The organism is Coleofasciculus sp. F4-SAH-05, assembly GCF_040222985.1.
Taxonomy (GTDB): domain Bacteria; phylum Cyanobacteriota; class Cyanobacteriia; order Cyanobacteriales; family Coleofasciculaceae; genus Coleofasciculus; species Coleofasciculus chthonoplastes.
In genome coordinates this window covers 40932-55128 of sequence record NZ_JAVKBY010000015.1, presented here as the reverse complement: position 1 = coordinate 55128, position 14197 = coordinate 40932, and the positions used below count along the sequence as shown (strand labels likewise).

Sequence of the window (14197 nt, the reverse complement as noted above, 5' to 3'; positions counted from 1 at the left end):
TGCACGCCTGGGAGGATGGTCGGGTTATCGTTCCCAACGTCCTCCAGGAATGCCCACTCTCGTCAAGGGTTTGCGGAAGTTTGAGTCGCTTTTCCTGGGGTGGAAACTTGCTCAGACTCCACTTGTGTGTACACCGTAGCTCTTGTAGGGGGGAACGAGGGGGGTAGGGGGGAACGAGGGGGGTTCGGAGTTGGGGTTAGGGGATGAGGGGGAAAATTTCGAGAAGTAGATAGACACAACTTAAAACCTTGCCAGCATTGGTTTTCTACCTTAAGTTGACACCAATGGATATTATCGTGCCCCTACTTATTTGGTGAAATCTTACTCCTTTATTCTTCTATACCTTGATCAACTGATATGTCCGATTCGGGGGAATTTTCAACCATGAGATCCAGTTGATAATCAATCGGTTCATCCGCATCAGATACTACAACAAACTCATAGAATCCTGATTCTGGTAATTCCCCAGAAAAGCTGTGCTGGCGCGAATCTTCTAGGAAGATTGTATTACCTGTGGGACTGTAGATGGAAAATAAGGCATTGGGGGCGATGGAGAGATTCACCTCCATTAACTGATCTGCCCCTAACTCGGCGGTAAAGGCTTTACCTTCTCCGGGTTGCAGGGTTCCACTTAGTTGTGTGCCAGTCTCACCAGGTTCAAAAATAATCCGTTCTAATGCCTTTCTGGATTGCAACGCTTTGACGCTATCCGCAACCGTGGCTTGCCAGATTTGACCCATGGGTTGATCCAGAAATTCCGGTCCGGTTTCGCCTTCTTGTTTGGGGAAGATACGGAAAAACTGGGCATCAGCGAGGTCATATAACGCCCGACTACTGACACGTAGACGATTGACGCTTACTTTCCAGCGATCGCGATCGCTCTCATCATAACTGCCTAATTGTTGCTTGGCTTGACGACTCAGATCAAGCTGTTCAATCTGGGTGAGTAAATTTGCTGCGATTCTATCCCAGGCTTCTCGGAGCCTAACATCTTCTGGATCAGTACTTAATGGATCTCCCCGTTGTGCTGGATACTCATTCCAAAACGCCTCATCGACTAAACTGACATAAAAGTCATAATTGATACCCAGATTCATCCGTAGCTGTCGTAGGGTTTGCTTGCGTTGTCGTTCTTCCGGCGAAAAGTCGGAGGAGGGTTCGGGTTCGTCATCGTCTTCTGGTGAAATCACTGGGTTCTCAAAGTCCTCTACTGTAGGCGTAGCCCCGCGTTGTTCCGATCGCAGTTGCGACTCAATCCACAGATTACCCGCCCACCAACCAAAGCCACCGGCTGCCAGAATAAACACCAATGCCAGGATAAATTTCCCCAACCAGCCTAAAGCGGCGTTATTCTTGCCACTTGGCGCAGACTTGGGAGCAACAGGGGTAGGGGGGGATGGTGGGATTGGTGCAATCCAAGCGGGTGCGACAGCGACTGTGGCTTGCGTCTGGGGTGATGGCGGTGGCGGTGGGGTGTATGCGATCTGGGGGGATTGAGATGTCAGGGCTTGTAAGACTTGATTCGCACTTTGAGGGCGATCCTGGGGGTGGGGTTGTAGCAGTTGTTCGAGGATACGGCTGAGGGTGGGGCTAAGGGGAATGGCACTAAAGTGCCGACTACGAAACCAGGTTAAGGTGTGGGGATCGATTAGCTCAGAGGGTTCTTTCCCCGTGAGTAACACCAAAACTGTTGCCCCTAAAGCGTACAAATCGCTACTGGCAGAAATAATCCCCCCTTGCATTTGTTCGTGGGGGGCATAACCCACTTTACCCAAGCGCGTTGCTGTAACCGGGGAGGATGCCATCACCTGAGAGGCTACCGTGGTGGCGATTTGCTTAACCCCGCCAAAGTCAATCAGCACCGGCAATCCATCCTGTTGACGGATGATAATATTCTCCGGAGAAATATCTCGATGAATCACGCCGAGGGAGTGGATATAGTCCAAAACGGGGAGAATTTGGCGTAATAGTTTGAGAATTTCGGTTTCGTTAAACCGTAATCCCTGATTCTGACGTGCCTCCAAGATAGCGCGACAGGTTTGTCCAGCAATATAGTCTTGGACTAAAAACAGGCGTCCTTCTCCCTGCTGTTTCACTCGCAGCAGTTCTCTAAATTCAGGGATTTGGGGATGTTTCAGCTTATAGAGAACCCCAGCTTCTCGTTCAAACAGTTCCGAGGCTTTCTGTAAGGCAAATGTCCCTTGCACTTGCGGGGCGAATTCCTTTAATACACAAGCTTCACCGAAGCGATTCAAATCTTGGGCGAGATAAGTGCGTCCAAATCCCCCATGTCCCAATTCCCGCACAATCCGATAGCGTCCCGCCAAAGCCAATCCCGACTCCCTGTTGCCATTTTCTGCTTGCTCCAGTTTCTCACCACAGTGGAGACAAAAGCGACTATTGGGGGGATTTTCGTGACCGTGAGAGCAATTTAAGAGCTTCATGAATCCAGAATGTGCGCTACGTGAGTGAAGAAGGCGGAAGGCAGGCAATAGCGGAATGACCACTAAGATCATTACATGGTTGTAATTGTAGCTTCTGGATTTTTCTGGACTTCTATCATAGTTCCTCTCAAGTGGGTTGATAGCGAAATCCAGCAAGTTATTCTACAACCCTTGATACACCGTAGGGTGGGTTGAGCGAAGTCGAAACCCACCAGCCAAAATTTCAGTTCCCTTCCTTTTAAGTGAGTGGAGTTTCTCAAAAAGAAGATGCCGCCTACTGAACTGACACAACTAAAATTAGGGATTAGATTGGGTTCGTAGTAGGGGAACCTTAGCCCCTAATTTCTTTCATGAGCATCAGGCTTGCTCAGATGTGCAATGCCACTACTGGAGTCGGTTGAATCGGGCGCATATCAGTTGAATCGGGCGCACGTCGGTTGAATCGGGCGCATATCAGTTGAATCGGGCGCATATCAGTTGAATCGGGCGCACGTCGGTCATTGGTGTCAACTTAAGCTCAACCCCTCACCCCCACGGTGGGAGAAGGGGTTAGGGGATGAGGGGGAAATGTCGAGAAGTAGATAGACACAGCTTTAAACCTTACCAGCATTGATTTTCTACCTTAAGTTGACACGGATGCACGTCGGTGCGCCCCTACGGTTTCCATTTATCTTGCTCAGGTAAAGTAAAATAACACTTGTGAAGCCAACGCGGATATCAAGTCAATATTAGGAGTGTTTTATGCACCTGCAACGAATTCGAGTTCCTGATTTCCGGGTTTTAAAGGATGTTGATATTACCTTTGAAAAGGATTTTGTTCCCAGAATTTTTCCCTTGGGCAGTCTAAATGGCGGTGGTAAGAGTACATTACTGCAATTAATTTTTACTCTACTTCACTGTTCGACTGATCCGGAAAAGAAACCTTTTTTGCAAAATCTACTCAATGGCTTCAATATTCGCGAAGACTCTCCGAAGAGAACTTTGGCTATGATTGATATTTGGGATAACAGTAAAACTGTAGCCATTGATTTTTTCTGTTGCAAAAATGGTTATATTCAAGAGATGTTACAATTTGATAATAACTCTAGCCAATTTAAAGGCAATGTATTGTTTTTAGCAATGCAAAAACTTGAAGAAATAAATCAAGAGATTAGAAAATTACAAGAGTTTATTGACTATTTGGAATATATTGACACACAAATAATTGCTTATAAAGAAGGAAATTTTTTCGGTCAAGAAATAGAGCAAATTGAACAATTTTTTAAAAAATTACAATCGGTTGATCGTAAAACGTCACAGACCATCGAAAAACATAAACTAACAAGAGAGGTTACGTCTATAGCAGAATCATTAAATAATCGGATGAAAAAACAACTTGAAGAGCTACTTAAAGAGTATTCCCAAATACGCCAAGAGATTGAACCTATTTCAACTAAAGTAGCAGAATACATGAAATCCAATAATTGGATATTTATATCCGAATACAGACTTAACGAAGAAGAAATAAATTTATTAATTTGTCATGTTGATGGTATTGATGTAGCAAAAAGTTCAGAAACAAAAATGTTTCTGGATTCCATGGCAGAAAAAATATTTTTTGCTGCTCCTTCTACACAACTGTTTCTTTTTATGGAGCAAAAAAGTCGAAATTTGTTATTTAAAAGTAAGCTAGTTTTAAATAAAGATTATTACTCAAAACTTAAAGACGCCAGAAAACGACTTATAAATTTATTTACTTATGATTTTTTAGCTGTAGATCTTTTGATACAGGCTTTTAAAGATGCTCGCGATCGCGATTTCCGAGAAGCGATAGAAACGGGAGAGTATGGCAATAATTATCAAAGACTAAAAAATGAGTTAAACCAGATGTTGTTCAATAAGAAAATAAACATAGATAAAGACTTTAATGGAGTGAACTTTACATTAGATAGAAATGGCGAGACTATCGAACTCTCTCCCGAAGACCTTAGTCATGGAGAGTTGAAACGGTTAAGCATTTATATGTGGCTCAAACATCATAATATAGAAGATGCTATTGTATTAATGGATGAAATAGAAATCGCTTTTCACCCCGATTGGCAATATCAAATTATTCAAGATTTACAAGAATGGGCACCGAATAATCAATATATTCTGGCAACCCACTCCTACGAACTCTGCCAAGCCTTAACTCCTGCCCATGTTAAAGAATTAGAACCTAAACTTATCCAGCAAGACCCCGAAAACTAGACATGAGTTTTAGTCCAGAACAGTTACAACGCCACTGTGAAATAATTCTTCGTTCTCGCAGAATCCTGAATAAAATAGTTGTTCTTTGTGAAGGTAAAGGGGGTATTTGGGAGCTTCAGGGTAGACCATCGCCTCAATCTTATGGAAGAATGGCACAAATGCCAGATTCTAACTTTTATAATGCCTGTGTTCCTAAGTGGTGGCGGAACTATCGACCCGAATTTTTTAATTGTGGCGACAGAACCGATGTACTCGATACTTACTGCACTTTATTACAGTTACACGATAAAGATAGCGCTAACTCCTATTTAAGTCCAGAAAAGCTTTTTGCGATTGTTGATTTAGATTTATACCCTAAAATGATTGATGATTATCTGTTTCCAGATACAGAGGCAATTTTTCAGGATCTGTATGAACAAGCAAAGGTCAATCCTAAAAATGCAATAAATCATCGGATCTGGGTGACAGGGTTTATCTATAAGGAGTCCTACTTTCTGTTCCCAGAACTCCAACCCGTATTTGATAATTTTGCCGCTGCTCCAATGTATAAAGATAATCCTGCTTTGCTGCAAACAATTTATATTGATATGGCAGATGGAATCAGTAATGATGCTAATTTGCGAGATAACTTACAACGAGCATCAAAGCGGCTTCGCTACTGTTCTGGATTAGATTGTCAGGGAGTGAATGAGTTGCGAGATTCCTGGAGAAATCAGTTTAAAAATGCTCCAGATGAGCAACGGAAGCAGGAGTTAATTTTTGCCCTGTTGACGATTAAGAAAGCGAAGGAATACTGGAACCAATTTAACCCTCCTACTGATTGGAGTCGTCCGATTGAGGTTTATCGAGATCAATTTTCTTTGGAAATAGGGCGATTTTATGCCGAAAAAAGTAGTGATGTTCACTATCATCTTCCGTTTTTCTTGAAAACCTTATATGAAAAGGATTGTCAGCAGCGCGGTTAACCAGGTATCTGATGATAAGAAAACATCATTCAATGGTGGGGGTGCATGTAAACTTGGTAGGGGCGCACTGACGTGCGCCCGATTTAATGGTAAAATCTATTCCACAATTTTAGCTGGGTTACGCCACACCTAAGCAAGATGGATTAGCATTATGCAAAAGAAACCCGTACAATTAAGGGCTAAAGCCCTTACTACAAGCTGGCGCGATCGCACACCGTACACCCTACCCCGACACTCCTGCTGTTACAATTTTTTTGGGTAAAAATTTTATAGATTCAGCAAATGGCATCGTTAAGAAACGTTTTAGTATCGGGGATACTGCTGTTCCTGCTATCTCCCTTAGTTGCTTGTTCCCCAGCTTCTGAAACGGGGAATGAGACAACCGTTGAACCGTTAATCGCTGGGGCGATTCCCGATCAAGATCCGGAAAAGTTGCAACGGTTGTATGACAAGTTGGCAAATTACCTGGAAACGGAGTTAGGTGTACCCGTCGAATATAAACCTGTAACCGACTACGCAGCAGCGGTAACCGCATTTCGAGTGGGGGATCTCGATCTCGTCTGGTTTGGCGGATTAACTGGCGTACAGGCGCGATCGCAAGTTGAAGGCGCAGAGGCGATCGCCCAACGGGATATTGATGCTGAATTTACCAGTGTATTTATTGCTAATAAAAATAGTGGACTGCAACCGATTCAGGATATCCAAGAATTATCCAAATTAAAAGGATCAACCTTTACCTTTGGCAGTGAATCCTCCACATCAGGGCGGTTAATGCCTCAGTATTATCTCGAACAAGCCGGGGTGACACCAGAGGATTTTCAGGGAGAGGTCGGTTTTTCCGGTTCCCATGATACCACAATTCAACTGGTTGAAGCCGGGAGTTATCAGGCAGGGGCGTTAAATTCTCAAGTCTGGAAAAGCCGCGTGGAAGCCGGAGACGTGGATTTAAATAAAGTGGATGTGATTTGGGAAACACCGACCTATTATGATTATCATTGGGTGATTCATCCCGATGCCAAGTCACGTTATGGTGAAGACTTTTCCCAGAAGGTGCAAGCTGCTTTACTCAAGCTTGACCCGAATAACCTCGAACACAAAGAAATTTTAGACTTATTTGGTGCTGATAAATTTATTTCCACAGAAAATTCCAATTACGCTCAAATTGAAGAAGTCGGTCGTCAAATTGGCAAAATTAAATGAGCGATTCGTCGCCAATTTTTCAGCTAAACGGTGTAACCCAGCGATTTGGTCAGTTAACCGCCCTAACGGAGATCAATCTCACTCTTTACCCTGGGGAACGGGTGGCATTAGTCGGGTCAAGTGGGGCGGGAAAAAGCACCCTATTGCGTTTGTTGAATGGGACACTGCAACCAACCCAAGGAGAAATTTGGGCATTAGGGTATAATTTCTCTCAGCTATCGACTCGGAGATTACGCCAAGTGCAACGGCAAATTGGTACAGTCTATCAGCAGTTTCATTTAGTGGATAACTTGCGCGTCATTCACAATGTTAATGCTGGACATTTAGGACGGTGGTCATTGTTTAAAGCCGCTGTATCACTGCTATTTCCGTTAGAGGTAGAAACAGCGCATCAGGCATTAACTCAGGTGGGCATTTCTGAAAAAATTTACACCCGCACAGATCAACTTTCAGGGGGACAACAGCAACGAGTAGCATTAGCGCGAGTTCTGGTACAAAATCCCTTGGCGATTTTAGCCGATGAACCCATTTCTAGTCTTGATCCGGAGTTGAGTCGAGAGGTAATAGAGTTACTGTGTCAGATGAGTGAACAGGGGGGTAAAACTTTGGTGACTAGCCTGCATTCAGTTGACTTTGCCCTGAGGTATTATCAACGCATGATTGGATTAAAAATGGGAAAAATTTTATTTGATAATTCAGCTACAAATGTTTCGGCAGAAATGATTGATCAGTTGTATAAAACATAATATAGCAACCGTCATAGCTGTTAGGACACATCATTTATGTTCCAGACGTTGCATGCAACGTCTCTACAATGGTGCCGAAAGTCCTAATCGATGTGTCTACTGCTATATCATAAATTACATTATACTTAAGCCCCTAAGCCTCTTGCTTCAGTACCACTAAGGTAATATCATCAAAAACTTTTTGCTTACCAATAAAGTGCCGCAGATTATCAATAATCGCATCTTTCATGGCTGCGGCGGATTTATCCCAGTTTTGACGAATCACATCACACAATCGCTCTAACCCATATTGTTCGTTTTCCATATTTTCAGCTTCAGGAATGCCATCGGTATAGAGGACAATGCTGTCACCGGGTTGTAATTCAATTAACGCCCGATCAATAAAATCCGCAATGTCATCATCTAAGGCAATCGGAAACCCCAAATCCATGGTATCAATTCGTTCAATAATTCCCCCAGCACGCACCACGATAGATTCTTCATGTTGACCACTGATACTAACTTTGCCATCAGTATAATTAAGAATGGCTAAGGTCAAGTTGCGATCCGAATTCATCCGTTGCACATTTTTGTAGAGCGTGCGGTTAAGAACATCGAGAAACTTCACGGGATCACGTTCCCGAATTTCATCAAGGGTGCGAACAACGGTTTGGGTCATCATCATTAAAATACCACTTTCTAACCCATGTCCTGTTACATCTCCGATACCAACAGTAACTACATTATCTGTGAAGAGGATGTCGTAGTAATCGCCGCCAACTTCGTCAGCCGGTTCCATAAACCCAGCAATATCCAATCCTTCAATGGCTTCTAATTCATCAGATTTGGGGAGGATCATATATTGCAGTTGACGAGCGACGTCAAGTTCAGCACTCATCCGTAGGTTTTCGGCTTTGAGTTTTTCGTTGAGTTGACTAATTTCCTGATTGGCTTGGGCGAGTTCAGCCGTGCGTTCTTTAACTTTATCTTCTAAGTTACGGGCATAATCTTCTAATTTTTGATAGGAAATCATCAGATTTTGCCACAAAACCTGACCGACGCTCAACGTAGCCGCAACAACTACAGCTAATAAAGGCGTAAAGACAGGAACTAACCAACCATAAAGAAAGGCAAAATAGGAACTGATAACAATAATTCCGACCGCGACTAATAACCCCAAAAGAGTCATCCAGCGTCGGTGAATATAGAATGAACCAAGTGTGGCACTGTATCCTGACCAAACAACAATTATTAGCCAATGTATAGGTTTTGGAGTTGCCCGCAACATGGGACGCCCTGATATAGCGGCGCTGAGAATCTGACTGGTGACATTAGCGTGGATGACCACACCGGGCATTAAATCCGTCGGGACAGCTAGATTGCTATTATAAGGAGTAAGATAGTTATCATTAAGACTGGGCGCTTTTGAACCAATTAAAACGATGCGATCGCGGAACAAGTTTTCTGGGATGCGGTTCTCCAAAACATCGGTCATGGAAATATGAGGAAAGCGATCCAGTCCGCCGCGATAGTTCACCAGGATTTGATACCAACCCAAATCCGATTCTTTGTAGAATCCATCATTTTTGCTTAGGGGGATAAATTTTGCCTGACCTAAACCAAAGATTTGTTTTTCAGGATTGATGGCTTCCAATTCAATCCCTTGGTCTGCCAAATAATCTAAAGCCAGTTTTACGCCAAAGCCTTGCAGTAAACCGCTCTCAGCTTCACCGAGAACCAGACTACGACGAATTTTGCTATCGTTATCCAGGAACATATCGTTAGCCGCCACTTGACCTTTGTCGGCTAATGTGGGTGGCGGGTCGATGGTATCTCCAGCAATTTTGGTAATTCCAATTAGGTTTGGGGTGGTTTTAAACACCTCAACCCGTTCATCATGTCCCGGTTCTACGGGTAAATCTCGATAAATATCTAACCCGATCGCGTTAGGGTTTTGGGCTTTAATATTCCGGATTAGCTGTGCCATGACTTTATCCGCCATGGGCCACTGCACCACATAATCAATATCTTCTTCATCAATCGTGACAATGGCAATTCGCTCGTCAACGGGTTCTTGGGGACGCAGGAGAAGGAATTGATCTAAAATCAACCATTCTAAAACCCGAAAAATCCCCAGATAACTGCCAGCACTAATTAAGCCTGCTACAAAAAGCGTAATCCGTAAAACCCCTTTCCAGCGTTTCAATAATGCCTGTAGAGACGTGTCAGGGTTCATTTTAATTGTTGACCCTTCGCTTTGTTCAAGGGTTTGATTTTCCGTTTTGGTTAACGAGTCATCACCCATGTTATATTCGTTTCAACCCTGATCATGTTGTTTTATCCTTTCAATAAGTAGTGTCGTGGCACACCTTAATTGGTGGATTAGCTTGGGTTCGTAGTAAGGGCTTTAGCCCTCTCCAGCTATGCGTTAAAGCACTAAAGTGCTTACTACAAACAAAGCCTCCTGCCTTCTAGAAAACAAAAGGTTGAGACGCGATCGCTTCTAGGTCAACTTGTTCTAATAAATCGTGCCATTCGGTACTATAGGTTTCATTCTTCGGTTCAGATTGTTGAGCCTCAACTAAAACCTGCAACGTATCATACCAGATCCCTGCCTCGGCATACTTAGTTGCCAACTTCACGGGAGATCCGACAAACTCTTGCTTATTGACCGTATTTTCAACCCGCTTTATCCATCCTGTCACGGCATAATTATCGGGTCTCAGAATTCCACCGGGTTCAATGGGAGCAAAATACCACAAATAATTCTTATCGATTTCCAATCCCGGTGTGTCTGGGGGTAGAGTAATAGCCATGACTCCACCTTGAGGAGAGACATTGAGGATGGTGTGGTAATGAGAATTCCCCGCTTCATCTTGAATACTAAAAAAGACCTCCTGTGCGCCAATTGGAGGCAAATAAACATAGATTGTGGGACGAGGTGAAACGGTGCGTCCATGTTTCGTCGGCGGAACTAATGCTGTAAGTACAGGAATGTCATTGACTGGTTTTGCTTCTGTTGCTAAGGCACCTAACACTTCGGGAACTGAATCTTGATTAGGGAGAAATAGTTCAACATCACCTCGGATACCCCCGCCAGAACTGGTATAGGGGTTTTTCGCGTCAGAGGGTAAGCTAAGTTCTACCTCGCCTCGGGTTCCCCCAGCTACACCGCTACGGGGTGCAGCACCGCCAGGTAAAGTTAGTTCTACCTCGCCTCGGGTTCCCCCAGCTACACCGCTACGGGGTGCAGAACCACCAGGTAAAGCAAACTGCACATCTCCTCTAGTTCCCCCAGCTACACCGCTACGAGGTGCAGAACCACCAGGTAAAGCAAACTGCACATCTCCTCTAGTTCCCCCAGCCACACCACTACGGGGTGCAGAACCACCAGGTAAAGCAAACTCTACATCTCCTCTAGTTCCCCCAGCTACACCGCTACGAGGTGCAGAACCACCAGGTAAAGCAAACTCTACATCTCCTCTAGTTCCCCCAGCCACACCGCTACGAGGTGCAGAACCACCAGGTAAAGCAAACTGCACATCTCCTCTAGTTCCCCCAGCCACACCACTACGGGGTGCGGAATCTTGAGGAAGACCAAACTGCACCTGACCTCGCACACCCCCACCTACACCGCTTTTTGGAACATTATCGTCGGGAAGACTAAAGTCTACACTGATCAGGTTATCGTTGATGGGAGGTTCCGACTCTAAGGGGACAAAACCTGCTAAAACAGCATTGGCTGTTAATAAGAAGATTGTCCCGGTTACTGTAGCGGATAAGAGAGTTTGGCAGATTGCTGGAGTCATGGTTAACTTTCCTTGAATGCTTAATCACCTATAGCCAATTGCCGATCAGAACAAACGATGCCCAAAAATAGGGATGTTTATATAAGGGTTCTTCCAGAAGACTAAGCTGTGCTTGTCGCAATGCTTCAGCTTTGCTCACCTTCAGATCCGTTAGTTGATGATAAAATTCCCGCATCATAATCGAGGTGGATTCATCACTCACTGACCAGAGACTGGCGATTGTACTTTTGGCACCCGATCGCAGGGCAAATCCTGCTAGCCCTAATGTAGCGCGATTATCTCCGGCTGCGGTTTGACAGGCACTCATGACTAATAGTTCAATTGGTTTCAGTAGCCCTAACCGCCGTTTTTGAAAGATTAGGTCGAAGTCTTCAATGGAAATGCGATCGCTCCAGGTGAGCAGAAAGGTTTCCTCAGGATTGGAACTGAATTGACCGTGAGTCGCTAGGTGAACTATGGGAAAGGATTCGTTGTTAATCAAGTCTTTGAATTTGCCGAAGGTAAAGTTTTCATTGAATAGCACTTTAGACTTGACTTGTTTCGACACTTGTGCTATCTCTGCATCAACTCCTGGTAAAGGGCTGAACCCTTGACGAGCTTCGGTTAATCCAGCGGCTAATAAACTCAGTTCGTCTTGGGAGAGTCCTTGGGGAAACAGTTGTAATCCGGGACTGAAGACAACCTGATACTTTTGCAGGACATACTGTTCTCCATCATAGAGTGCCGCCATGGGTAAGTTGCGGAGAAAGCCATCGGGTACAAATACTAGCGTCTTGATATCTCGGCTAGCCATCGCTGCTTCAGCGGGTTGGATTAACCAGTTATACACCTGTTGAGAGAGTTGTAACCGTTCGCTACTGGGATAGCCAGGAGACAGGGCGGAATACAGTTGGGTTAGCGTTGATTCAACCTCAGCTTGGGGGAGTTGAGTGGCGTAGTGGGTGAGGGGTTGATTGGGAATCGAGAGGATCACTTCCAAGCGATCGGGTAAGATAATCGGATAAATTACCGCTGCTTGGGTATCAATTTCTTCCAAGGCAACCGGATTAGTATCTAAACAGGCATCTTGGAAAAAGTTATCCAGTGCTGCCAATTGCAACGCTTCCATCACATCACGGGCTTGTTGCAAGTTCCCTTGATTATCCTCTTCTTTTAACAGTAAGCTGACAAGTTGGCGATAGAGAGGTTCAATCCCTTCTTTAAAGTCGAACTGAACATCAGAACTAATTGCAATTAAATCACTGCGGAGGGATTGGATATTATCAAAGGCAATTTTATAGGCGGCGAGGGCTTCGCTCGTTTTGCCTTGTTTTTGCAGAATTTCACCCAATTGTGCGCCCGCCCGTGCTGCGATATCGTCGGCGTTAATTTCTTGAGCGAGTTTTAGTGCTTTTTGGGATAGGGTTTTACTATCGTCTAATGTCCCATTCGCCTGATACAGTTTACCCAATTGATACAGGGCATAAGCTTCTGCCCTGGGATCGTTAATTTGTCGGGCTTGTTTAACCGCTTTTGCCAAGAGTTTTGATGTATCCACTGCCAAGGAGTTTGTCATCCCTGCTTGATCGTATTTCATCAAACTATCTGCCAGATTAATTTGGGCATAAATTGTCGGACGCGAGGCAGACAGTTGATTCACTTTGGTGGTGACAATTGGAATAAGTTCTTGGGCAACATCCCAGCGTTGTAACTCCACTACCATCCGCAATTGATTCAGTTGCGCTTCCAGTTGAGTTAAGGGATCAGGCGTTAATTCGGCAGCTTGTTGATAGTACGTCCAAGCGACGGCATATTCCTGTAAATCTCGCGCTACATTACCAATGCTAAACAGTGCCTCACTGGTATCCTGAGGTGAGTTTAACTGTTGACTAATTTGCCAACTGGCTTCTAATGCGGCTTTCGACTGGCGCAGTTGACCCAGAGTTTGTAAGGCGACACCTAAACTTCTCAATCCCTTGGCTTTCATCAGACTATTGGGTTCATTTTGTAACTCACTCACCAATTGTTCCAAGAGAGACTTTGCCCGTCGATATTTACCCAAGGATTGTAAGGCTTGCGCTTGGTTAATTTGGCTGATTAATTGTCCGGTTTGGTCATCTGCCTGTTTATAAATGGAGGCAGATTTTTTCCAGGTATCTAATGCGGTTTGGCTTTGTCCTTGCAACAGATGAATGGTTCCTTTCGTATTCAAAGCTTGGGCAAGGAGTAAGCGGGTATTGTTATCAGTATCCTGTTTGGATTGTAACTGATTTAAACTTTGTGCGATCGCGCTTTGGGCAGATTCCGTATTTCCTAACTCCTTATACGCCAACGCCAGGTAATTCAGCGCCTGGGCTTGCTTGAGGATAAACCCTTCTGCGGCATACGTCTCGGCGGCTTCTTGCCAGACTTGTGCCGCTTGGTCAAATTGTCCAGCTTGATAATAAAGTTTCCCCTGTTCGACTAAATCTGATGGTTCAGCAGTTTGACTGTAGAGAGGTGCCATGGCGGGTGCTAATGTTTCCCCCCGGTTCTCGACGATTTCCCCCATCTGATTCCCCATTTCCAACGGAGGATAAGCCGCCGTTGCTGGCAGCTTAGGTGATTGTAAAGATAGGGTGAGAAAGAAAGCACCCAGAATCAAAGAAATAAAAGAACGGGGGTGTTTCAGCCAATTCCAGGAACCCTTAACCGTTGTTTTGACTTTAGAATATCTTCTACTCATGTTAATTCCACGCATATATGCATAAATTATATTATATTTACGGGCTAATTTCTTTCATCCGACACTCACGTTGATAGAATATTGGGTAAGGTAGTTAACGACTTGCTGATTACCTTTGAGC

At 44.4% G+C, this 14197-nt stretch carries 8 protein-coding genes; 4 read left to right on the top strand and 4 right to left on the bottom strand.

The window, feature by feature from the left end; translation table 11 throughout:
• Nucleotides 1-329 precede the first annotated feature (329 nt).
• Entirely contained in the window at nucleotides 330-2444 is a 2115-nt protein-coding gene (locus tag RIG27_RS01595; RefSeq protein WP_446341806.1) for a protein kinase domain-containing protein, read from the bottom strand.
• A 741-nt stretch (nucleotides 2445-3185) separates the two neighbouring features.
• Between RIG27_RS01595 and RIG27_RS01590 the strand changes: the two genes are divergently transcribed.
• The 4 genes from RIG27_RS01590 to RIG27_RS01575 all read left to right on the top strand — a co-directional run bounded on the left by RIG27_RS01590 (nucleotide 3186) and on the right by RIG27_RS01575 (nucleotide 7584).
• Complete coding sequence (locus tag RIG27_RS01590) at nucleotides 3186-4673, top strand: AAA family ATPase (RefSeq protein ID WP_446341804.1); 1488 nt, start codon at nucleotides 3186-3188, stop codon at nucleotides 4671-4673.
• Between the two features lie 2 nt (nucleotides 4674-4675).
• On the top strand, nucleotides 4676-5638 hold the full coding sequence (locus RIG27_RS01585) for a hypothetical protein (protein WP_446340836.1): 963 nt from the start codon (nucleotides 4676-4678) through the stop codon (nucleotides 5636-5638).
• Nucleotides 5639-5920: 282 nt separating this feature from the next.
• Nucleotides 5921-6838 carry a putative selenate ABC transporter substrate-binding protein gene (locus RIG27_RS01580; protein WP_446340835.1) on the top strand — a complete coding sequence of 306 codons (918 nt, stop codon included), beginning with the start codon at nucleotides 5921-5923 and terminating at the stop codon, nucleotides 6836-6838.
• On the top strand, nucleotides 6835-7584 hold the full coding sequence (locus RIG27_RS01575) for a phosphonate ABC transporter ATP-binding protein (protein ID WP_446340834.1): 750 nt from the start codon (nucleotides 6835-6837) through the stop codon (nucleotides 7582-7584). Before RIG27_RS01580 ends, RIG27_RS01575 begins: the two co-directional genes overlap by 4 nt.
• 133 nt (nucleotides 7585-7717) lie before the next feature.
• Here the strand turns inward: RIG27_RS01575 and RIG27_RS01570 are convergent, their stop codons facing one another.
• The 3 genes from RIG27_RS01570 to RIG27_RS01560 form a co-directional block, all read right to left on the bottom strand.
• On the bottom strand, nucleotides 7718-9868 hold the full coding sequence (locus RIG27_RS01570; RefSeq protein ID WP_446341801.1) for a CHASE2 domain-containing protein: 2151 nt from the start codon (nucleotides 9866-9868) through the stop codon (nucleotides 7718-7720).
• A 166-nt stretch (nucleotides 9869-10034) separates the two neighbouring features.
• The gene (locus tag RIG27_RS01565; protein ID WP_446341799.1) at nucleotides 10035-11372 is read right to left on the bottom strand and encodes a DUF928 domain-containing protein; all 1338 of its coding nucleotides are present in this window, start codon (nucleotides 11370-11372) and stop codon (nucleotides 10035-10037) included.
• Nucleotides 11373-11400: 28 nt separating this feature from the next.
• Entirely contained in the window at nucleotides 11401-14076 is a 2676-nt protein-coding gene (locus RIG27_RS01560; RefSeq protein WP_446341797.1) for a CHAT domain-containing protein, read from the bottom strand.
• Nucleotides 14077-14197 lie beyond the last annotated feature (121 nt).

Excerpts from the sequence above, each read along its gene's own strand:
- RIG27_RS01595 (WP_446341806.1), bottom strand. The coding sequence starts at position 2,444 with ATGAAGCTCTTAAATTGCTCTCACGGTCACGAAAATCCCCCCAATAGT.
- RIG27_RS01590 (WP_446341804.1), top strand. The coding sequence starts at position 3,186 with ATGCACCTGCAACGAATTCGAGTTCCTGATTTCCGGGTTTTAAAGGAT.
- RIG27_RS01585 (WP_446340836.1), top strand. The coding sequence starts at position 4,676 with ATGAGTTTTAGTCCAGAACAGTTACAACGCCACTGTGAAATAATTCTT.
- RIG27_RS01580 (WP_446340835.1), top strand. The coding sequence starts at position 5,921 with ATGGCATCGTTAAGAAACGTTTTAGTATCGGGGATACTGCTGTTCCTG.
- RIG27_RS01575 (WP_446340834.1), top strand. The coding sequence starts at position 6,835 with ATGAGCGATTCGTCGCCAATTTTTCAGCTAAACGGTGTAACCCAGCGA.
- RIG27_RS01570 (WP_446341801.1), bottom strand. The coding sequence starts at position 9,868 with ATGGGTGATGACTCGTTAACCAAAACGGAAAATCAAACCCTTGAACAA.
- RIG27_RS01565 (WP_446341799.1), bottom strand. The coding sequence starts at position 11,372 with ATGACTCCAGCAATCTGCCAAACTCTCTTATCCGCTACAGTAACCGGG.
- RIG27_RS01560 (WP_446341797.1), bottom strand. The coding sequence starts at position 14,076 with ATGAGTAGAAGATATTCTAAAGTCAAAACAACGGTTAAGGGTTCCTGG.